This window comes from Halomonas getboli (genome assembly GCF_023094245.1).
Taxonomy (GTDB): Bacteria; Pseudomonadota; Gammaproteobacteria; order Pseudomonadales; family Halomonadaceae; genus Halomonas; species Halomonas getboli.
This window is the reverse complement of sequence record NZ_JALMEW010000001.1, coordinates 932,311-952,094: the sequence shown is the minus strand read 5'-3', so window position 1 is coordinate 952,094 and position 19,784 is coordinate 932,311. Positions and strand designations below refer to the sequence as shown.

16 protein-coding genes and 1 tRNA gene are annotated in these 19,784 nt (G+C 68.7%); 6 read left to right on the top strand and 11 right to left on the bottom strand.

Annotated features, from left to right (window positions below):
* Positions 1 to 120: 120 nt before the first annotated feature.
* The gene (locus tag MYL53_RS04585) at positions 121 to 804 is read left to right on the top strand and encodes a TetR/AcrR family transcriptional regulator (protein ID WP_247852238.1); all 684 of its coding nucleotides are present in this window, start codon (positions 121 to 123) and stop codon (positions 802 to 804) included.
* Here the strand turns inward: MYL53_RS04585 and MYL53_RS04580 are convergent.
* On the bottom strand, positions 791 to 2,167 hold the full coding sequence (locus MYL53_RS04580; RefSeq protein WP_247852236.1) for an NCS2 family permease: 1,377 nt from the start codon (positions 2,165 to 2,167) through the stop codon (positions 791 to 793). The two genes, MYL53_RS04585 and MYL53_RS04580, sit on opposite strands and share 14 nt — an antisense overlap.
* Positions 2,168 to 2,381: 214 nt before the next feature.
* On the opposite strand from MYL53_RS04580, the gene hrpB reads away from it, so the two are divergent.
* Both hrpB and MYL53_RS04570 read left to right on the top strand, forming a co-directional pair.
* The gene (gene hrpB / locus MYL53_RS04575) at positions 2,382 to 4,832 is read left to right on the top strand and encodes an ATP-dependent helicase HrpB (protein ID WP_247852234.1); all 2,451 of its coding nucleotides are present in this window, start codon (positions 2,382 to 2,384) and stop codon (positions 4,830 to 4,832) included.
* A 37-nt stretch (positions 4,833 to 4,869) separates the two neighbouring features.
* Complete coding sequence (locus MYL53_RS04570; RefSeq protein ID WP_247852232.1) at positions 4,870 to 5,325, top strand: YchJ family protein; 456 nt, start codon at positions 4,870 to 4,872, stop codon at positions 5,323 to 5,325.
* Positions 5,326 to 5,444: 119 nt separating this feature from the next.
* On the opposite strand, the gene MYL53_RS04565 is transcribed toward MYL53_RS04570, so the two are convergent.
* From MYL53_RS04565 to hutI, 6 genes are all read right to left on the bottom strand, one after another.
* Complete coding sequence (locus MYL53_RS04565) at positions 5,445 to 6,779, bottom strand: Na+/H+ antiporter family protein (RefSeq protein ID WP_247852230.1); 1,335 nt, start codon at positions 6,777 to 6,779, stop codon at positions 5,445 to 5,447.
* Between the two features lie 120 nt (positions 6,780 to 6,899).
* Positions 6,900 to 8,246 carry a Na+/H+ antiporter family protein gene (locus tag MYL53_RS04560; protein ID WP_247852228.1) on the bottom strand — a complete coding sequence of 449 codons (1,347 nt, stop codon included), beginning with the start codon at positions 8,244 to 8,246 and terminating at the stop codon, positions 6,900 to 6,902.
* Between the two features lie 90 nt (positions 8,247 to 8,336).
* Entirely contained in the window at positions 8,337 to 9,869 is a 1,533-nt protein-coding gene (hutH, locus tag MYL53_RS04555) for a histidine ammonia-lyase (protein ID WP_247852226.1), read from the bottom strand.
* 128 nt (positions 9,870 to 9,997) lie between these two features.
* Entirely contained in the window at positions 9,998 to 11,677 is a 1,680-nt protein-coding gene (gene hutU, locus MYL53_RS04550) for a urocanate hydratase (protein ID WP_247852225.1), read from the bottom strand.
* Between the two features lie 53 nt (positions 11,678 to 11,730).
* On the bottom strand, positions 11,731 to 12,696 hold the full coding sequence (gene hutG, locus MYL53_RS04545; protein ID WP_247852224.1) for a formimidoylglutamase: 966 nt from the start codon (positions 12,694 to 12,696) through the stop codon (positions 11,731 to 11,733).
* 7 nt (positions 12,697 to 12,703) lie between these two features.
* Positions 12,704 to 13,915, bottom strand: coding sequence for an imidazolonepropionase (gene hutI, locus MYL53_RS04540; protein WP_247852223.1), 1,212 nt, complete (start codon positions 13,913 to 13,915; stop codon positions 12,704 to 12,706).
* A gap of 297 nt (positions 13,916 to 14,212) precedes the next feature.
* Here hutI and MYL53_RS04535 point away from each other — a divergent pair, with 297 nt between their 5' ends.
* On the top strand, positions 14,213 to 15,541 hold the full coding sequence (locus tag MYL53_RS04535; RefSeq protein ID WP_247852221.1) for a YjiH family protein: 1,329 nt from the start codon (positions 14,213 to 14,215) through the stop codon (positions 15,539 to 15,541).
* A 183-nt stretch (positions 15,542 to 15,724) separates the two neighbouring features.
* Here MYL53_RS04535 and hutC read toward each other — a convergent pair whose 3' ends face one another.
* Positions 15,725 to 16,435: a histidine utilization transcriptional repressor HutC gene (gene hutC, locus MYL53_RS04530; RefSeq protein WP_247852220.1), complete on the bottom strand. Its 711-nt coding sequence runs from the start codon at positions 16,433 to 16,435 to the stop codon at positions 15,725 to 15,727.
* Positions 16,436 to 16,629: 194 nt separating this feature from the next.
* On the opposite strand from hutC, the gene MYL53_RS04525 reads away from it, so the two are divergent.
* On the top strand, positions 16,630 to 17,235 hold the full coding sequence (locus MYL53_RS04525) for a DUF938 domain-containing protein (RefSeq protein WP_247852218.1): 606 nt from the start codon (positions 16,630 to 16,632) through the stop codon (positions 17,233 to 17,235).
* A 36-nt stretch (positions 17,236 to 17,271) separates the two neighbouring features.
* On the opposite strand, the gene MYL53_RS04520 is transcribed toward MYL53_RS04525, so the two are convergent.
* A complete protein-coding gene (locus MYL53_RS04520) occupies positions 17,272 to 17,466 on the bottom strand; it encodes a hypothetical protein (RefSeq protein ID WP_247852217.1) in 195 nt (64 codons plus the stop codon).
* A 31-nt stretch (positions 17,467 to 17,497) separates the two neighbouring features.
* Entirely contained in the window at positions 17,498 to 17,746 is a 249-nt protein-coding gene (locus MYL53_RS04515; RefSeq protein ID WP_247852216.1) for a hypothetical protein, read from the bottom strand.
* A 513-nt stretch (positions 17,747 to 18,259) separates the two neighbouring features.
* Here MYL53_RS04515 and MYL53_RS17245 point away from each other — a divergent pair.
* Positions 18,260 to 19,579: a methyl-accepting chemotaxis protein gene (locus MYL53_RS17245; RefSeq protein WP_282103367.1), complete on the top strand. Its 1,320-nt coding sequence runs from the start codon at positions 18,260 to 18,262 to the stop codon at positions 19,577 to 19,579.
* A gap of 103 nt (positions 19,580 to 19,682) precedes the next feature.
* Here the strand turns inward: MYL53_RS17245 and MYL53_RS04500 are convergent.
* A tRNA-Pro gene (locus MYL53_RS04500) sits at positions 19,683 to 19,759 on the bottom strand.
* Positions 19,760 to 19,784 lie beyond the last annotated feature (25 nt).

Genomic DNA, 19,784 nt, shown 5'->3' with positions numbered 1-19,784 from the left:
CCGGCGCTTCTCTGTATCTTTTTATACGCCGATCACGCATTGGCGGTGATGCCGAATTGCCTTGGTGCCGGGCTCTGAGGCACTCTTTGGCCCCAGGATCGGTACCGACAGCGAGGGCCCATGGCCAAGGCAGATAACGGCAGTGAACCGGAAGGCGGCGCCATTCGCCGGCGCAACGAGCAGGCGATCCTGGAAGCGGCGGAGCGGGTCTTCGCTCGACACGGCTATCGCGGGGCCAGCGTGCAGGAGATCGCCGAGCAGGCGGGGCTGCCCAAGTCCAACGTCCTCTATTACATGGGCAGCAAGCGCAAGCTCTACGTGCGCCTGCTGGAGCGGGTGATGGAGCGCTGGAATGCCATGCTCGACGACATCTCGGCGGATGACGATCCGGCCGAGGTGCTGTCGGCCTTCATTCGCTCGAAGATGTGGATGTCGCGCCGGCACCCCGAAGGCTCGCGGCTGTTCGCCAGCGAGATCATCGGCGGTGCGCCCTTCCTGCAGGAGTACCTGAGCGGCGAGCTACGCAACTGGGTGCACAGCCGCGCGACGGTGTTTCGCCAGTGGGCCGAGCGGGGCCTGATGGACCCGGTCGACCCGGTGTGGCTGATCTTCCTGATCTGGTCCTCGACTCAGCACTACGCCGATTTCGAGGCTCAGGTGCGGGGCATCACCGGCCGCAAGGCGCTCTCCGACGAGGATATCGAGCGCATCACCGAGTTTCTCACTCGCGTGGTGATCAAGGGCTGCGGGGTGAAGCACCCCGCCGACCTCGCGGCCGGCGAGGCGTCGCTCACTGAGCGGTGACCAGCAGCACCACCGACAGCGACGCGGAGATCCACATCGCCGGCTTGATCTCTTCCAGTCGCCCGGTGGCGACCTTGATCAGCACGAAGCTCATGAAGCCGAAGGCGATGCCGAGGGTGATCGAGTAGGTCAGCGGCATCAGGATGATCGCCAGGAAGGCGGGGAAGGCCTGGTCGAGGCGCTGCCAGTCGATCTTTGCCACCGGAACCATCATGAACAGGCCGACCAGCACCAGCGCCGGGGCGGTGGCGATGCCGGGCACCAGCGACAGCAGCGGCGAGAGAAACAGGAAGGGCAGGAACAGCAGCGCGATCACCACCGCCACCAGGCCGGTGCGGCCGCCCTGGGCGACGCCGGCGCCGGACTCGATGAAGGTCTGGGCGGCGCTGGTGCCGAGCGGGGCGGCGATCATCGAGGCGAAGGCGTCCACCGTCATCGAGCGCTTGAGATTGCGCGGGTTGCCGTCCTTGTCCTTGAGGTCGGCGGATTCCGACAGCGCCATGAAGCACGACAGCGAGTCGAAGAAGTTGGTGAACAGCATCACGAAGATGAACGGCAGGTAGGCCACCTTGAGCGCGCCGAGGATGTCGACCTGCATCACGGCGCTGAAGTCCGGCCAGGCGGCCAGGCCGTTCCAGGCCACCATCACCTCGTCGCCCCACAGCCGGCCCATGGGCGCGGCCATCAGCGTGGTCAGGGCGATGCCCATGATCAGCGCGCCGTTGAAGCGCAGGATCACGAACACCGCCGTGGCCACCAGGCCGAGGAAGAAAGTGGCGAGATGGGCGTCCATGGTGCCGAGCGACACCAGGGTGGCATCGCTGCCGACGATGAAGCCGGCGTTCTGCAGCCCGATGAAGGTGATGAACAGTCCGATGCCGCAGGTGATGGCGTAGCGCAGCGAGGCGGGGATGGCCTCGATGATGGCGCGGCGCACGTTGAACACCGCCAGCAGGGCGAACAGCACCCCGGACCAGAACACGCAGCCCAGTGCCACCTGCCAGCTGAGGCCGGCGCCCAGCACCAGGGTGTAGGTGAACAGCGCGTTCATGCCCATGCCCGGGGCGACCAGGATCGGGTTGCGGGCGTAGAGGCCCATCGCCAGGCTGCTCATGAAGCTGATCAGCACCGTGGCCGAGAGGGCGGCGGAGAAGGGGATGCCGGCGTCGGAGAGCACGGCGGGATTGACCACGATGATGTACATCCCGGCCAGAAAGGTGGCGATGCCGGCCAGGATCTCGGTCCTGAGCGTCGAGCCGCGGCGGGTGACGCCGAACCACTGGTCGAGGAGAGGCAGGCTGGCCTGCCGCGAGGGTGCGTCCGCGCGGAGCGCCCCGTCGGTGCGGGGGGAAGTCTGTTGCATGCCGATACCCTGTTGTTGTTGTGGGTGGTGTGATGCAAATTTTCTGACCTTTTGGTCAAGATCAGCGAGAACCAAGGCTAGCCGCTGGCCCGGCGTCGTGCAAGCGTCGGGCCGGCGGCACCGGGTCAACGCGTCATATGCCCGGGGCATCGTGAACCGCGCGACCCGAGGCGGAAGGCAAGAGTGACGACACACGAGACGACAAGAGACAAGCATGACCACAGGCGTGAATGACGCTTCCCCGACCGGCCTGCCCATCGAGGCGAGGCTTGACGACATCCAGGCCGCGCTGGCCGGGCACGCCCGCGCCCTGCTGGTGGCCGAGCCCGGCGCCGGCAAGACCACCCGCGTGCCGCTGGCGCTGCTCGAGGCCGACTGGTGCCGCGGGCAGCGCCTGCTGCTGCTCGAGCCGCGCCGCGTGGCCGCCCGGCTGGCGGCGGGCCACATGGCCGACGCCCTGGGCGAGCGCGTGGGGCAGACCGTGGGCTACCGGATGCGCGGCGAGTCCCGCGTCGGGCCCGAGACGCGCCTCGAGGTGGTCACCCAGGGCGTGCTGACGCGCATGCTCCAGGAGGACCCGCTGCTCGAGGGCGTGGCCGGGGTGATCTTCGACGAATTCCATGAGCGCAGCCTCGAGGCCGACCTCGGGCTGGCGCTGACCCTCGACGCCCGGTCGGTGCGCGACGACCTGCGCCTGCTGGTGATGTCGGCGACCCTGGACGTGGCCTCGCTGACTGCCGTGCTCGGCGAGGCCACGCCGGTCATCGAGTGCAAGGGGCGCCAGTACCCGGTGATGACGCATTATCGTCCGCCGAAGGCTCGCGATGACGCCGCGCGCCATCAGGCGGCGGTGATCGCCGAGGCGCTGGCCGCGGACGACGGCGACGCCCTTGCGATCCTGCCGGGCGTCGGCGAGATCCGTCGGCTGGCGCGGGCGCTGTCCGATCGGCTGCCCGAGGTCGCGATCCACGAGCTTCACGGCCGGCTGCCGCTGGACGCCCAGCGTCGGGCGCTCGCGCCCGATCCCGAGGGTCGCCGCCGGGTGGTGCTGGCCACCGCCATCGCCGAGTCGAGCGTCACGGTGCCCGGCGTGCGGCTGGTGATCGACGCCGGCCAGGAGCGGCTGCCGGTGTTCCAGCCGCGCACCGGCCTCACGCGCCTCGAGACTCGGCGGCTCAACCGGGCCAGCGCCGATCAGCGCCGCGGCCGCGCCGGTCGCCAGGGCCCCGGCGTCTGCTACCGGCTGTGGGCCGAGGAGCAGCCGCTTTCGCCGGATCGCGAGCCTGAGATGCGTCAGGCCGACCTGGCGCCGCTGGCCTTCGAACTGGCGCGCTGGGGCATCACCGAGCCGCAGGCGCTGAGCTGGATCACGCCGCCGTCGGCGGGGGCGCTGGCCGCCGGGCGCCAGTTGCTGCGCGGCCTCGGCGTGCTGGACGACGCCCATCGGCTGACCGCGTCGGGGCGCGCCTGCGCGCGCTGGCCGACTCACCCGCGGCTGGCCGTGATGCTGGAGCGTGCGTCCGAGCTCGACGCGGCGGCCCTGGCCTGCGGCCTGGCGGCGCTGCTCGAGGGGCGCGGCGCCGATGACGAGCGCGACCTGGCCGCGGCACTGGAGAAACGCTTCGCCAGCCCCGACGAGGATCGCGCCTGGCAGCGCGACGCCAGACGCCTGGCGAGCCTGATGGGCTGCCGTCTGACGGCACCGCGGATGGAGGCACTCGGCGAGCTGCTGGCCCTGGCCTGGCCCGAGCGCATCGCCCAGCGGCTCTCGCCGGGACGCTTCCGGCTAGCCGGCGGCGGGCAGGGCACGCTGCCCGAATCGCACCCGCTGGCCCACGCCGAGCTGCTGGTGGCGGTATCGCTGGACGGCGAGGGCGGCGGCGGGCGAATCTTCCGCGCCGCGGCCCTGGACGAGGCGCGGCTCACGGCGCTGCATCCCGAGGCCGGCCAGTGGCGCGATCATCTCGAATGGTCCGACGAGCGCGGGCGGCTGGTCGGCGAACGCCGCCGCGGGCTCGGCGCCGTGGTGCTCGAGCGCCGGTCGCTGACGACGCTGCCGCCGGAGGCCGCCCAGCAGGCGCTGCTCGAGGCGGTACGTCGTCGCGGGTTGCCGTTCAACGAAGCCACCGAGCAGCTGCGCGCCCGGGTCGCGCTGTTGCGGCGCACCCTGGGCGACGACTGGCCGGACTGGTCCGACGCGGCGCTGCTCGACAGCCTGGAGGAGTGGCTCGGCCCCTACCTGGCCGGGCTCTCGCGCCTCGACGAGGTCGAGGCGCTGCCGTTCGCGCGTATCCTGACCGACGGGCTGGACGGCGCGCTGCGCGGCCGGCTCGATGCGCTGGTGCCGACTCACCTGACGGTGCCCAGCGGCTCGCGGGTGGCGCTGGACTATCGCGGCGAGTCGCCGGTGCTGGCGGTCAAGCTGCAGGAGGTGTTCGGCTGGGCGGCCGCGCCGCGGCTGGTCGACGGCCGGGTGGCGCCGCTGCTGCACCTGCTGTCGCCGGCGCGCCGCCCGCTGCAGGTCACCGCGGACCTGGCGAGCTTCTGGGCCAATGGCTATCCCGAGGTGCGCAAGGACATGCGCGGGCGCTATCCCAAACATCCGTGGCCGGAGGATCCGTGGAAGGCGGAAGCCACGGCGCGCACCAAGCGGCGTAATGCCTGAGCCTTTTGTTTCTCTTCACGATGGACATGACGCACTCATGACGACACCGAACGACTGCCCCTGCGGCAGCGGCCTGCCGACCGCTGCCTGCTGCGGCCGCTATCACCACGGCGAGCCGGCGCCGACGCCGGAGGCGCTGATGCGCTCGCGCTACAGCGCCTTCGCCCTGGGCCTGACCGACTACCTGCTGGAGAGCTGGGCGCCCGAGACCCGGCCGGCGTCGCTACCGGACGACGATCCGACCCAGTGGGTGCGCCTGGAGATCCTCGACCACGCCGAGGACGGTGACGCGGGCACCGTGCACTTCCGTGCCACCTTCCGCGAGGGCCGGCGCTGGGGCGCACTGGAGGAGCGCTCGCGCTTTCGCCGCGAGGCGGGGCGCTGGCTCTACGTCGACGGCGAGCCCTCGGTGACGCGGCTCAAGCCGGGGCGCAACGATCCCTGCCCGTGCGGCAGCGGCAGGAAGGGCAAGGCCTGCTGCCTGCGCGGCTAGAGCCCTTGTTGGCCGGAACGCCGGCATGCAACAACACAGCCCCGCCGGCTATGCCGGCGGGGCTGTGTTTTCTTCCCGCTTCAAGCTTTCGGCTTGAAGTTCCCGGGCAACGCCCGGGGTCAGAGGGTCATGGCGGCGATCCAGCCGAACACGATCAGCGGCACGTTGTAGTGCAGGAAGGTGGGCACCACGCTGTCCCAGATGTGGTCGTGCTGGCCGTCGGCGTTGAGGCCGGCGGTCGGGCCGAGGGTCGAGTCCGAGGCCGGGGAGCCGGCGTCGCCCAGGGCCGCGGCGGTGCCGACCAGGGCGATGGTGGCCATCGGCGAGAAGCCGAAGCTCACGGCCAGCGGCACGTAGATCGAGGCGATGATCGGAATGGTCGAGAACGACGAGCCGATGCCCATGGTGATGAACAGGCCCACCAGCAGCATGACCAGTGCGGCCAAGCCCTTGTGGTCACCGATCAGTGCGGTGGAGCTGGTCACCAGCGTCTCGACCTGGCCGCTGGCCTGCATGACGCTGGCGAAGCCGGCCGCCGCGATCATGATGAAGCCGACCAGTGCCATCATGCGCATGCCTTCGGTGAAGATGTCGTCCTGTTCGTGCCAGTGGAACACGCCGCTGACGGACAGCACGGCGAAGCCGAACAGGCCGCCGAGCACCATGGAGCCGCTGACCAGCTGCACCACCACGGTGCCGACCAGCGACAGGGCGAGCACGGCGATCTGCCAGGGCTTTAGGTGGCCGGCGGCCTCGGTCGGGGTCTCGTCGCCGTGGGCCAGGTCGCGGTCCTCGTAGCTGCGCTTGCCGCGATAGCTGAACAGGATGGCCACGACCAGGCCGAACGCCATGCCGCCGATCGGCACGATCATGGCCGTGGGGACCATGGCGGCGGTGACGTCGAGGCCGTTGTCGTTGAGGTTGGTCAGCAGGATGTCGTGCAGGAAGATCGAGCCGAAGCCCACCGGCAGCAGCATGTAGGGCGCGGTGATGCCGAAGGTGATCACGCAGGCCACGGCGCGGCGGTCGAGCTTCAGATGATTCATCAGCTTGAGCAGCGGCGGCACCAGCACCGGGATGAAGGCGATATGCACCGGGATCAGGTTCTGCGAGCTGATCGAGAACGCCAGCAGCACGCCGAGCAGGGCGAAGACGATGGCGCGGCGGTGGGGAATGCCCTGGTCCAGCTTGAGCCCGCCGATGGCCCGCTGCGACAGCAGCTGGGTGATGCCGGAGCGCGACAGCGCCACGGCGAAGGCGCCGAGCACGGCGTAGGAGATGGCCACGGTGGCACCGTTGCCGAGGCCGTCGTTGAAGGCGTCCATGATCTCGCCGATCGGCATGCCGGCATAGAGGCCGCCGACCAGGCTGGCGGCGATCAGCGCGAAGACCACGGACACCCGCATCAGGCTCAGGGTGACCATGACCAGGATGGCAAGCACGATGGCGTTCATGAGGTTTCCTTGCGGGAGTGTCGAGGGTATGGGCGGAAAACGAAGCGCCCATTGTAGTCATCTGATCCCCCGACGCCAGGAAACCGGGGCCGCCGGCCCGTTGCGAGTCGGCGGCGGAGCTTACAGCGTCATGGCGGCGAGCCAGCCGAAGGCGATCAGCGGGATGTTGTAGTGCAGGAAGGTGGGCACCACGCTGTCCCAGATGTGGTCGTGCTGGCCGTCGGCGTTGAGACCGGCGGTGGGGCCGAGGGTCGAGTCCGAGGCCGGGGAGCCGGCGTCGCCCAGGGCGGCGGCGGTGCCGACCAGCGCGACGGTGGCCATCGGCGAGAAGCCGAAGTTGATGGCCAGCGGCACGTAGAGCGAGGCGATGATCGGGATGGTAGAGAACGACGAGCCGATGCCCATGGTGATGAACAGCCCGACCAGCAGCATGATCAGCGCCGCCAGGCCCCTGTTGTCGCCGATCAGCGCCGTGGAGGTGGTGACCAGGCTTTCCACCTCGCCGCTGGCCTGCATGACGCTGGCGAAGCCCGACGCCGAGATCATGATGAAGCCGACCAGCGCCATCATGCGCATGCCCTCGGTGAAGATGCCGTCCTGCTCGTGCCAGCGAAACACGCCACTGACCGAGAGCACGGCGAAGCCGAAGATGCCGCCCAGCACCATGGAACCGGTGACCAGCTGGGTCGCCACGGTGCCGCCCAGGGCGATGGCCAGCACGCCGAGCTGCCAGGGCTTGAGATGGCCGGCGGCCTGGGCCTGGCTCTCGTCGCCGTGGGCCAGGTCGAGGTCCCGATACTCGCGCTTGCCGCGGTAGCTGAACAGCACCGCCGTGGCCAGGCCCAGCGCCATGCCGCCGATCGGCACGATCATCGCCGTGGGCACCATGCCCGGCGTCACCGACAGGCCCAGCGAAGCGCCGGCCTCATTGAGGTTGGCCAGCAGGATGTCGTGGAGGAAGATTGAGCCGAAGCCCACCGGCAGCAGCATGTAGGGCGCGGTGATGCCGAAGGTGATCACGCAGGCCACGGCGCGGCGGTCGAGCTTCAAGTGGTTCATCAGCTTGAGCAGCGGTGGTACCAGCACCGGGATGAAGGCGATGTGCACCGGGATCAGATTCTGGGAGCTGATCGAGAAGGCCAGCAGCGCACCGAGCAGGGTGAGGGTGATCGTCTTGCGGTGAGGGATGCCCTCGTCGAGCTTGAGCCGGCCGATGGCTCTGGCGGAGAGCAGCTCGGTGACGCCGGAGCGTGACAGGGCCACGGCGAAGGCGCCGAGCACGGCGTAGGAGATGGCCACGGTGGCGCCGTTGCCCAGGCCGTCGTTGAAGGCGCTCATGATCTCGCCGATCGGCATGCCGGCGTAGAGGCCACCGACCAGGGAAGCGGCAATCAGGGCGAAGACCACGGAAACGCGGGCGAGACTGAGCACGACCATCACCAGGATGGCCAGGACGACTGCATTCATGGAAGGTCCTTGTGGAGCAGGATTGTTGTTGGAAGAGCGAGCCGCCCGCCCTCCCGCCGTGGCCGGGAGGGCGAGCGGTCGAACGCCAGCCTAGTGGCTGGGCAGCAGTTCGGCGGGCACCAGGTGGCTCAGGGTGCGGGCCTTCAACAGCTCCCCGGCGGCCTCGATATCGGGGCCGAAGAAGCGGTCGCGGTCGTAGTAGGCAACGCGCTCGCGCAGGGCGTGACGGGCTTCCTCCAGCGGCTCGGTGGTCGCCAGGCCCTTGCGGAAGTCGAGCCCCTGGCAGGCGGCCAGCCATTCGATGGCGAGGATGCCGCGCACGTTGTCGGCCATCTCCCACAGGCGCTTGCCGGCGGCCGGGGCCATGGAGACGTGGTCCTCCTGGTTGGCCGAAGTGGGCAGGCTGTCGACGCTATGCGGATGAGCCAGGGCCTTGTTCTCGCTGGCCAGGGCCGCGGCGGTGACCTGGGCGATCATGAAGCCCGAGTTGACCCCGCCGTTTTCCACCAGGAAAGGCGGCAGCTGGGACATGTGCTTGTCCATCATCAGCGACACGCGGCGCTCGGTGAGCGAGCCGATCTCGGCGATGGCCAGCGCCAGGTTGTCGGCCGCCATGGCCACCGGCTCGGCGTGGAAGTTGCCGCCGGAGATGATGTCGCCCTGTTCGGCGAACACCAGCGGATTGTCGGAGACCGCATTGACCTCGATGGCCAGCACCTCGGCTGCCTGGCGGATCTGGGTCAGGGCGGCGCCCATCACCTGGGGTTGGCAGCGCAGCGAGTAGGGGTCCTGGACCTTGCCGCAGTCCGCATGGGAGTCGCTGAGCTCGCTGCGGCTGCCCAGCAGATGACGGTAGCCTGCGGCGGCATCGATCTGGCCGCGCTGGCCGCGAACCTCGTGGATGCGGGCATCGAACGGCGAGCGCGAGCTCAGGGTCGCCTCCACGGTGAGCGAGCCGCAAACCGTGGCCGCGGCGAACAGGTCCTCGGCCTCGAACAGGCCCTTGAGGGCGTAGGCGGTGGACACCTGGGTGCCGTTGAGCAGGGCGAGGCCTTCCTTGGGCGCCAGGGCCAGCGGTTCGAGGCCGGCCTTGGCCAGGGCCTCCCGGGCCGGCAGCCAGTCGCCGTCATGGCGAGCCGTGCCCTCGCCGAGCAGCACCACGCTCATATGCGCCAAGGGGGCCAGGTCGCCGGAGGCCCCCACCGAGCCCTTGAGCGGGATATGCGGGTAGACCCCGGCGTTGATCAGCGCCACCAGGGCGTCCAGCACCTCGCGGCGGATGCCGGAGAAGCCGCGGGCCAGGCTGTTGACCTTGAGTACCATGATCAGCCGCACCAGGTCGTCGCTCATGGCTTCGCCGACGCCGGTGGCGTGCGACAGCACCAGCGAGCGCTGCAGGTCTTCGAGCTGGTCCTTTTCGATGCGGGTCTGGGCCAGCAGGCCGAAGCCGGTATTGATGCCGTAGACGGTGCGGTCCTCGGCGATCACGCGATTGACGCAGTCGACGGCACGGCCGATCTCGGCGTCGGCGCTGGCGGGCAGCTCGACGGTCACGGGGGCCTGGAAGACCTGGCGCGCCTGGGCCAGGGTCATCTTGCCGGGTTGGATCTCGAGATGGTTCATCTGACAGTTCCTTACGTTGCCCGGCCGGGATCCGGCCGGAAGCAGGCACTCGACGAGGACGCATGCGCCCTGTGCGTCGGCCTGCTCCGGTCTATCGGGTTCCGGTGGGCGAGTAGTGGTAGACGCGCTTACTTATCGACCATCGGCAGGTCCAGGTCGTTTTCCGCGGCACAGCGCTTGGCGATGTCGTAGCCGGCATCGGCGTGGCGCATCACGCCGGTGCCCGGGTCGTTGCGCAGCACTCGGCCGAGGCGGGCGTGGGCGTCATCGCTGCCGTCGGCGACGATCACCACGCCGGCATGCTGCGAGTAGCCCATGCCCACGCCGCCGCCGTGGTGCAGCGACACCCAGGTGGCGCCGCCGGCGGTGTTGAGCAGCGCGTTGAGCAGCGGCCAGTCGGAGACGGCGTCGGAGCCGTCCTGCATGGCCTCGGTCTCGCGGTTGGGGCTGGCCACCGAGCCGGAGTCCAGGTGGTCGCGGCCGATCACCACCGGCGCCTTGAGCTCGCCGTTGGCGACCATCTCGTTGAAGGCCTGGCCGAGCCGCGCGCGGTCCTTGAGCCCGACCCAGCAGATGCGCGCCGGCAGGCCCTGGAAGCTGATGCGCTCGCGGGCCATGTCGAGCCAGTTGTGCAGGTGCGGGTCGTCCGGGATCAGTTCCTTGACCTTCTGGTCGGTCTTGTAGATGTCCTCGGGGTCGCCGGACAGCGCCGCCCAGCGGAACGGGCCAATGCCCTGGCAGAACAGCGGGCGAATATAGGCTGGCACGAAGCCGGGGAAGTCGAAGGCGTTGTCGACCCCTTCCTCCTGGGCCATCTGGCGGATGTTGTTGCCGTAGTCGAAGGTCGGCACGCCCATGGCCTGGAAGTCGAGCATGGCCTGCACGTGCACCGCCATGGAGCGCTTGGCGGCCTTGACGGTGGCCTCGGGCTCGGCCTTGCCGCGTTCGACGTACTCGTCCCAGGTCCAGCCGGCCGGCAGGTAGCCGTGAAGCGGGTCGTGGGCGCTGGTCTGGTCGGTGACCATGTCCGGTTTCACCCCGCGCTTGACCAGTTCGGGCAGCACGTCGGCGGCGTTGGCGCAAAGGCCGATGGAGATCGCCTTGCCCTCGGCGGTGTAGCGCTCGAGGCGGGCCAGGGCGTCGTCCAGGTCGTCGGCCTGTTCGTCCAGGTAGCGGGTGCGCAAGCGGAAGTCGAGGCTCGACTGCTGGCATTCGATGTTCAGTGAGCAGGCGCCGGCGAGCGTCGCGGCCAGCGGCTGGGCCCCGCCCATGCCGCCAAGGCCGGCGGTGAGGATCCAGCGGCCGGCGAGCTCGCCGTCGTAGTGCTGGCGCCCGGCCTCGACGAAGGTCTCGTAGGTGCCCTGAACGATGCCCTGGGAGCCGATGTAGATCCACGAGCCGGCGGTCATCTGGCCGTACATCATCAGGCCCTTGCGATCCAGCTCGTTGAAGTGCTCCCAGTTGGCCCAGGCCGGCACCAGGTTGGAGTTGGCGATCAGCACGCGGGGCGCGTCCTTGTGGGTCTCGAACACGCCCACCGGCTTGCCGGACTGGATCAGCAGCGACTGGGTGTCCTCGAGACGCTGGAGGGTCTCGACGATCTTGTCGTAGCACGCCCAGTCGCGCGCGGCGCGGCCGATGCCGCCGTAGACCACCAGGTCCTCGGGGCGTTCTGCGACGTCCGGATGCAGGTTGTTCATCAGCATGCGCAGCGGCGCTTCGGTGAGCCAGCTCTTGCAGGACAGCTCGGTCCCGGTGGGGGCGGCAATCTGGCGGCTCGGGTCGTGACGCTTGTCGGTATGGGACATGCTCGGATTCCTCTGGGTCTCGCGGTAAGGAGGCTGACGGCCGGGGTGGCGGCTCAGCCGTTCAGGGTCAGTAGATGGACGAGCCGGGCCGCCGCCTTGGCGGTGCGGGCGTCCAGATCGAAATCGGGGTTCAGCTCGGCCAGATCGGCCAGGCGCAGCTTGCCGCTGTCGCGGATCGCCTCGAGCAATGGCTCGAGCAGGGCCAGCGACACGCCGCGAGCGGCGGGGGCGCTGACGCCGGGGGCCTCGGCGGCGGGCAGCACGTCCAAGTCGATGGTCAGGTAGACGTGATCGCAGCGGGCGATGAAGCGCGTCAGGTCGCGCTGGAGGGCGTCTAGCCGGCGGGCATCGAACTCGCGATCCTCGCGGACCAGCACGTCGAGCGACTCGGCGCGGGCGAACAGCGCACGAGTGTTGGCGGCGCGGCTGACGCCCAGGCAGGCGTAGCGGAAGGGCCAGCCACGTTGCTGGCATTGCTCGGCGATCTGGGCGAAAGGCGTGCCGGAAGAGCGCACATGGGCCGGGTCGCGCAGGTCGAAGTGAGCATCGAAGTTGATGATGCCGATCCGTGGCCTGGCCTCTCGCGCCTCGAGGTGGCGGGCCAGGCCCGACCAGCTGGCGTAGGCCACCTCGTGGCCGCCGCCGAGCACGATGGGCAGATGGCCGGCCTCGAGCAGCGGGGCCAGGCGTGCGGCCAGGGCATCCTGAGCGGCCTCGAGAGCGTCGCCCTCGCAGGTCACGTCGCCGGCGTCATGGGCCGGTCCTCGGCGGTGCCAGGCCAGCGGCGCCAGGGCGCGGCGAATGGCGGTGGGCCCGGCGGCGGCGCCAATGCGCCCCTGATTGCGGGCCACCCCGGCGTCGCTGGCGAAGCCGACCAGCACGGCGCCGGGCATGGCATCGGCGTCGAGTGGACGCACGCGCTGGTGCCAGCGCTCGCTGTCGGGCTCCGGGTCGTTGCGGCCCTGCCAGATGCGCATGTCGATGTCGGCGCCGTGGGGCCTCTCGGTTCGAGGTTTCATGATCGCATCACTCCTGGCACTGGCCAGCGAAGACCCGCTGGCGCAGCCGACCCGGCTGGACGGCATAGGCGAGTTCGGCGGGCGAATCGATGTCCCACACGCAGAGATCGGCGGGAGCGCCCGCGTACAGCCGTCCCAGGTCGCGACGGCCCAGGGCGGCGGCGCCGTGGGCGGTCATGCCGGCCAGGGCCTCGCGCGGCGTGAGCCGGAACAGGGTGCAGGCCAGGTTGAGCATCAGCGTCGGCATGAACAGCGGCGAGCTGCCCGGGTTGGCGTCGGTAGCCACGGCCATGGGAACGCCCGCCGCGCGCAGTGCCGCGATGGGCGGCAGTTGCGTCTCGCGCAGGGTATGGAAGGCACCGGGCAGGATCACCGCCACGCTGCCTGCCTCGCGCAGGGCGTCGATGCCGGCCTGGTCGAGGTACTCGATGTGGTCGGCGGACAGCGCGCCGTGGCGCGCCGCCATGGCGCTGCCGCCGAGGTTGGAAAGCTGCTCGGCGTGGGCCTTGATGGGCAGGCCATGGGCCTCGGCCGCCTCAAAGACCCGTTCGCACTGGGCCACCGAGAAGGCGATCGTCTCGCAGAACACGTCCACCGCGTCGGCCAGCCCCTCGGCGGCCGCGGCCGGGATCATCTCGCTGCAGACCAGGTCGATGTAGGCATCGCTGTCGTGGCGATATTCCGGCGGCAGGGCATGGGCGCCGAGCAGGGTGGTGACGATACGCACCGGCAGGGCCTCGCCGAGGCGGCGCGCCACGCGCAGCATCTTCAGCTCGCCTTCGACGCTGAGGCCATAGCCCGACTTGATCTCCACCGTGGTGGCACCGTCGGCGATCATCGCCGTCAGTCGGGGCAGGGCGGCGGCGAACAGGGTGTCCTCGTCGGCGTCCCGGGTGGCGTTGACGGTGCTCAGGATGCCGCCGCCGCGCCGGGCGATCTCCTCGTAGCTCGCACCCTCGAGGCGCGCCTCGAACTCGTCGGCGCGGCCGCCGCCGAAGACGAGATGGGTATGGCAGTCCACCAGCCCCGGGGTCATCACCCCGCCTCGGCCCATCTCGCGACAGCCGGCAGCCCGGTCGGCGTCGAGCGCGTGCATTGGCGTCAATGCGGTGATGCGCTCTCCCTCGACGATGACCGCCATCGGCTCGGGGAGCGTGGCCAGCCCGTCGAAGACGGTGACGTCGCGCCACAGCAGGCGGGTCGGCGTGCCTTGGATCATGGGAGGACCTCCGTTTGAATTTGTATATACAAATGCTAGCCGATCCTCGTGGATCCGTCACCCCTCCGGCTCATCCGCGTATCGATCGGTGATTCTGTGGAGATGTAAAGAAATAAAAATTAAAAATCAGATAGTTAAATAATATATTGCGTCAAGCGGAGAAGCGGGGGTTCTGGGCTTATACCAAAGTATAAGCGAAAGAAGGGGCGACGGATTGGTCTCCTGATGTCGGCGTAATGTATATACATTACATGGCGGCGACGCGTCGTCATCACAACGACAACCCAGGAGTGCAACATGGCTACCCCTCCCTCCGCTTCGACACCGACGCGGCACCATTCGCCGGCCGTCGCGCTGAAACTCTTCGTTCCCAGCCTGCTGGGCGTGCTGATCTTCTTCGTGCCGCTGAGCCTGGGTGGCAAGACCACCATCCCGCTGGACCACATGGTCACCGGCGCGAGGGCGCTGCTCGGCGAGGCCAGCGGCTTCTATGCACTGGCGCTGATCGTGGCGGGCGCCATTTATCCGCTGTGGAAGGGCACCTGGCGGCGTAGTGCGACCGACCTGGTGTTCACCGTGCTGAAGATCGCCGGGATCGTCACGGCGATGCTGGCGCTGACCGGCTGGGGACCGGCCTTCCTGCACACGCCGGACATGCTGCCGTTCCTGTTCGACAAGCTGGTGATTCCGGTGGGGCTGATCGTGCCGATCGGTGCCATCTTCCTGGCGCTGCTGATCGGCTTCGGCCTGCTCGAGCTGATCGGCGTGCTGGTCCAGCCGGTGATGCGGCCGATCTGGCGCACCCCGGGCCGCAGCGCCATCGATGCGGTGGCGTCCTTCGTCGGCAGCTATTCGATCGGCCTGCTGATTACCAACCGGGTCTATCGGGCCGGCGAGTACTCGGCCCGTGAGGCGGCGATCATCGCCACCGGCTTCTCCATCGTCTCGGCGACCTTCATGATCATCGTCGCCAAGACCCTGGACCTGATGAACGTATGGAACGCCTATTTCTGGCTTTCGCTTTGCATCACCTTCCTAGTCACCGCCATCACCGTGCGGCTGCCGCCGCTGTCCGGCATGGACGACACCAAGAGCGATCCCGAGCCCGAGGCGGAGTCCGGCAAGCGCTTCGCCACCGCCTGGCAGACCGGCCTCGACGTGGCCGCCAAGGCGCCGAGCCTGCCGGCCAGCGTGGCGCTGAACTTCCGCGAGGGGATGGTGATGGCCATCAGCATCCTGCCGTCGATCATGTCGGTCGGGCTGGCGGGGCTGCTGCTCGCCAAGTACACCCCAGTGTTCGAGTGGTTGGGCTGGGTGTTCTACCCGTTCGTTGCCGTGTGGGGCGTGCAGGAGGCGGCCGAGCTGGCGCAGGCCGCGGCGGCGGGGCTCGCCGAGATGTTCCTGCCGGCGCTGCTGATGGGCGAGGCCGACTTCGTGGCACGCTTCGCCACCGGGGTGGTCTCGGTGTCGGCGGTGCTGTTCTTCTCCGCCTCGATTCCCTGCATCCTGTCCACCAGTATCCCGCTGTCGTTGGGACGCATCGTGGCAGTGTGGTTCCTGCGCGTGGCGCTGAGCCTGCTGCTGGCGGTCCCGGCCGGCTACCTGGTGCAGGGCCTGGGCGGATAGGTCGCTCGGCCGCATGGCCCGGACAGGGAAGTCGTTGACGGCCGGAGGCGTGCGAGCGCCTCCGGCCGTTTGTTCGTCGGTACTCTCCACGATTGCCCCCCCAGCGCAGCTCAGCTGCCGCTGCACCGCCTGCTCAAGCCCCAGCAAGAGGGTGGCCCATGTCCCGTGACGATGGGCCCGGCGTCAGGCGGTATGCAGCGAGGAGCGCAGCTTGTAGCGGTCGCCGGGATGCAGCAGGCGGGCATAGCTGACTAGGTGATCGCCGGACCAAGTGCGCCGGATCATGCGCAGGCAGGGCTGGTCGGGGGCAATCTCGAGCCGTTTGGCGGTAGCCTCATCGACCAGCACCGCTTCGACGACGTGCTCGACGTCGCTGATCGGGCAGGCCGCCTCTAGGACCTCGTTGGGGGTGTGGCGGGCGAAGTCTGTGTCCAGGTAGTGGGGCACCCGGCGGGGATTGACGTAGCGGTCCTCAAGCTGGATCGGTACGCCGTTCTCGCGGTGGATGATCAGAGTGTGGAAGACCCGGGTGCCGAGCCGCACGCCGAGCCGCATTGAGACCTCGTCGCCGGCGTCGAGGGCCTCGGCGGTGAGTACCTGGCTGCTGTAGTCGTGCCCTCGGCTGGCCACTTCGGTGGCGATGTTATGGACCTCCACCAGCGAGGACTCCGACTTATGGTCGGTGACGAATGTGCCGACGCCGGGCTGACGGGTCAGGTAGCCCTGCTGGACCAGGTCGCGAATGGCCTTGTTGGCGGTCATACGGCTGACGCCGAAGTCTCTGGCCAGCTGCTCCTCGGGGGGGATCTGGTGATGCGGTGCCCAGTCACCACCGCGAATTTTGTCGAGCAGGTGCTGCTGGATCCTGAGGTAGAGCGGGAGAGTACTGCCCATGGTCGGCTGTGAGTCCTTCACTGGTGGGTCGGGGGGTACCAGGTGCCCGTTGGCTGCTGGGTCGCGTCCTTGGGGGTGGCTGGGTGTCAGTCTACCCGGGACCAGGACACGAGGCACCCCGGTGGCCGGCGCGAGAGTGGAGCGCTATCATCGGCGCCCGTTGCCACGATTCTTACCATGCCACGAGGCCCGTCATGACCGATGCCCGACTGTACAGCCCCGCCGCGGCCCGCAACCGCCAGCCGATTCTGGAGGTGCTGGTCGAGGCGCTGCCCGGCCCGGCCCGGGTGCTCGAGCTGGCCTCCGGCAGCGGCGAGCATGCCTGTCACTTCGCCGCGGCGCGGCCCGACTGGGACTGGCAGCCGAGCGATCCGACCCCGGAGGCGCGAGCCTCCATCGCCGCCTGGCGCGAGGCGATGGCGCTGCCCAATCTGCGGGCGCCGCTGGCGCTGGACGCCACCGGCGACTGGCCCGAGGACGAGTTCGAGGCGATCGTCGCCATCAACCTGATTCATATCTCGCCCTGGGCGGTGACCGAGGCGCTGATGGCGCAAACGCGGGAGCGGCTGGAGGCCGACGGAATGCTGCTGCTTTATGGCCCCTATCTGCGGGCGGATCAGCCGACCGCGGCCAGCAACCTGGCGTTCGACGCCGACCTGCGGTCGCGGGACCCGCGCTGGGGCATTCGCGATCTGGCGGACGTGACCGTCGAGGCCGAACGCAACGGCCTCGGATTGGAGCGGCTGGTGGAGATGCCGGCCAACAACCTGTGCCTGGTCTTCCGCAAGGACGGAGCCTGATAGAAAGCCCGGGCCGAGGCGACCGAGCCCGGCGCGTTACTCGGGCAGCTCGCCCGGCTCGCGATACTGCACGCCCTCGGCGCGTTTCTGCTGGTCGGTCTTGGTCTCGTCCTGGGCGGGCACGCCCCAGACCGTCTCGCGGTGGCCGTCGGGCCAGGTGTAGGTGGTGCAGCCGCCGAGGGTGGCCATTAGGGCGAGGAAAAGCAGGGCGGTCGGGGCGAGTCGTGGCATGTCAGGCTCCTTCTGAGGAGCGCCCAGCCTATCAGACATGCTCGGGATCGTGGGTCCATACCGAGACGCCGCTTTCCTCGCCGGGCACGCGGACGGAGAACTCGCCGGGGCCCAGGCATTCCACCTCGTGACCGTCGCGGGTCCGGAAGGTCGGCAGGCCGCGGCCGATGGCGCCGCCGTGCTGCAGGTCATCGAGGCTGGGGCGGTCGTGATATTCGTCGATGACGTATTCGTTGCCGTGTTCGTCGAAGCCGATGTGGGTCTGTTCGTAGTGGCGCACGTCGTGTCCTCACTGGCTGGCCTCATCCGCAGTATTGCCATCGGGTAGCCAAAAGGCGAATGGTGCCGTACAGATGCCGTGGGTAACCTTCCGCATCGAGTCATACGTTTGAAACAGGAGTCTGTCATGCCTACTTCCCTGATCCCCGAAGTGCTCGATCACTGGACCGCCGTGGCGGCCGCCAAGAACGAAGCCGAAAAGGCCATCGCCCACTACATGGGCTGAGGCGGCATCGGCCGAGGTCAGATAGACCGTGCCGACACTCGCCAACGAGCACGCGAACCGGGAGCCCCGCAGGGCTCCCGGTTCTCGTTTGGGCATCCCGTCACGCTGTCTTTCCTGCTTGCCTCTTTCGGTTGCCCCTCTCGGTTGCCTTTTCTTGATGGCCTTTCTGGATTGCCCGGCCGGGCTCGAGTCATGGAGGGGGCGGTGTGCTCGGTACAAAATTTGTACAAAGATATTAATTAGTATAAGTTGTTGTACAACATTCGCCCTGACCGGAGATCGTTCTCCATGCTGTCCTCCTTCGTTTCGCTGCTTATGTCGCCGTCACTCGAGTCGCGCAGGCCCCAGTCCCCCCTGGCGTCGGCCCTGCATCGGCATACGGCCACGGTGACGTTCACCCCCGAAGGCGTGATCCGTCAGGCGAGCCAGGGATTCCTGTCCATACTGGGCTATCAGGCGTCGGAGGTGCTGGGCCGGCATCACCGCATGTTCTGCGATGCCCGGACGGTGGAGGGGGCGGAATACCGCGCCTTCTGGATGGCCCTGGCGAGGGGCGAGCACCGCGACGGCACCTTCCGGCGCCTCGACAAGCGCGGGCGCGAGGTCTGGATCGAGGCCACCTATCTGCCGGTCATGAACCGCAGCGGGAGTCGGGTCGACCACGTGATCAAGATCGCCAGCGACGTGACCGAAAAGCATCGGGAATCGCTGTCCCGGATGGCCATGGTCGAGGCGCTCGGCCGTTCGATGGCCGTGATCGAGTTCACGCCGGAGGGCGAGATCCTCGACGCGAACGCCAATTTCCTCGCCGCGACCGGCTATGAAAGGGAGCAGATCGTAGGGCAGCACCATCGCCTGTTCTGTCGCGAGGACTTCTACGAGCAGAATCCCTACTTCTGGCAGCGGCTGGCCCAGGGCGAGTTCCGCCAGGGCAAGTTCGAGCGGGTCACGGCGTCAGGCGAGCCGCTATGGCTGGAGGCTACCTACAACCCGGTCATCGATGCCGACGGCCGGGTGGTTCGCGTGGTGAAGTTCGCCACCGACGTCACTCGTGACGTGCAGGCCGCCGAAGCCACCCGTGCCGCGGTCGTCTCGGCCCGGGAAACCTCGGCCGAGACGGAGCAGATCACCGCCAGCGGCATGGCGCAGCTGGAAGACATCGTGCGGGAGTGCATGGCGTCCGTCGACGAGATGGAACGGGCCCGCGAGGCGGTGCAGGCACTTGTGGCCCAGGCCGAGAACATCAACGGCATCACCTCGGAGATCGCGCGGATCGCCGAACAGACCAACCTGCTGTCGTTGAACGCGACCATCGAGGCGGCCCATGCGGGCGAGCATGGCAGGGGGTTCGCCGTGGTGGCGGGCGAGGTGCGACAGCTGGCGCACCGCGCGGGCGAGTCGGTGAGGCGGATCGACGCCGTGCTTGCCGACAACGACACCATGGTGACGCAGGCGAGCGAACAGATGCAGTCCGCCGTGGCCAAGAGTCAGCAGATTCATGCGCATGTGAAGGACGTCGAGCGGCGGGTCTGCGACATCCGGCGCGGGGCGACCAGTGTTACCAACTCGGTCGATCGTCTGATCGCCGAGCAGGTCCGCGACGCCTGATCCGGTGTGGGCTGGCTTCCTGGCCCGTTTTACCGGTTCATTTGGCGTGCACGAAAAAACGGCCACCGCTCTGATGAGCTAGGTGGCCGTTTCTAATATTCGGTGGTCGGAGCGACAGGATTCGAACCTGCGACCTTTGCAACCCCATTGCAACGCGCTACCAAGCTGCGCCACGCTCCGATGTTCGCTTTTGGGCTCTGCACCA

What these genes read in the sequence shown, in the direction of transcription:
- MYL53_RS04585 (WP_247852238.1), top strand. Translation starts at nt 121, where the DNA reads ATGGCCAAGGCAGATAACGGCAGTGAACCGGAAGGCGGCGCCATTCGC.
- MYL53_RS04580 (WP_247852236.1), bottom strand. Translation starts at nt 2,167, where the DNA reads ATGCAACAGACTTCCCCCCGCACCGACGGGGCGCTCCGCGCGGACGCA.
- hrpB (WP_247852234.1), top strand. Translation starts at nt 2,382, where the DNA reads ATGACCACAGGCGTGAATGACGCTTCCCCGACCGGCCTGCCCATCGAG.
- MYL53_RS04570 (WP_247852232.1), top strand. Translation starts at nt 4,870, where the DNA reads ATGACGACACCGAACGACTGCCCCTGCGGCAGCGGCCTGCCGACCGCT.
- MYL53_RS04565 (WP_247852230.1), bottom strand. Translation starts at nt 6,779, where the DNA reads ATGAACGCCATCGTGCTTGCCATCCTGGTCATGGTCACCCTGAGCCTG.
- MYL53_RS04560 (WP_247852228.1), bottom strand. Translation starts at nt 8,246, where the DNA reads ATGAATGCAGTCGTCCTGGCCATCCTGGTGATGGTCGTGCTCAGTCTC.
- hutH (WP_247852226.1), bottom strand. Translation starts at nt 9,869, where the DNA reads ATGAACCATCTCGAGATCCAACCCGGCAAGATGACCCTGGCCCAGGCG.
- hutU (WP_247852225.1), bottom strand. Translation starts at nt 11,677, where the DNA reads ATGTCCCATACCGACAAGCGTCACGACCCGAGCCGCCAGATTGCCGCC.
- hutG (WP_247852224.1), bottom strand. Translation starts at nt 12,696, where the DNA reads ATGAAACCTCGAACCGAGAGGCCCCACGGCGCCGACATCGACATGCGC.
- hutI (WP_247852223.1), bottom strand. Translation starts at nt 13,915, where the DNA reads ATGATCCAAGGCACGCCGACCCGCCTGCTGTGGCGCGACGTCACCGTC.
- MYL53_RS04535 (WP_247852221.1), top strand. Translation starts at nt 14,213, where the DNA reads ATGGCTACCCCTCCCTCCGCTTCGACACCGACGCGGCACCATTCGCCG.
- hutC (WP_247852220.1), bottom strand. Translation starts at nt 16,435, where the DNA reads ATGGGCAGTACTCTCCCGCTCTACCTCAGGATCCAGCAGCACCTGCTC.
- MYL53_RS04525 (WP_247852218.1), top strand. Translation starts at nt 16,630, where the DNA reads ATGACCGATGCCCGACTGTACAGCCCCGCCGCGGCCCGCAACCGCCAG.
- MYL53_RS04520 (WP_247852217.1), bottom strand. Translation starts at nt 17,466, where the DNA reads ATGCCACGACTCGCCCCGACCGCCCTGCTTTTCCTCGCCCTAATGGCC.
- MYL53_RS17245 (WP_282103367.1), top strand. Translation starts at nt 18,260, where the DNA reads ATGCTGTCCTCCTTCGTTTCGCTGCTTATGTCGCCGTCACTCGAGTCG.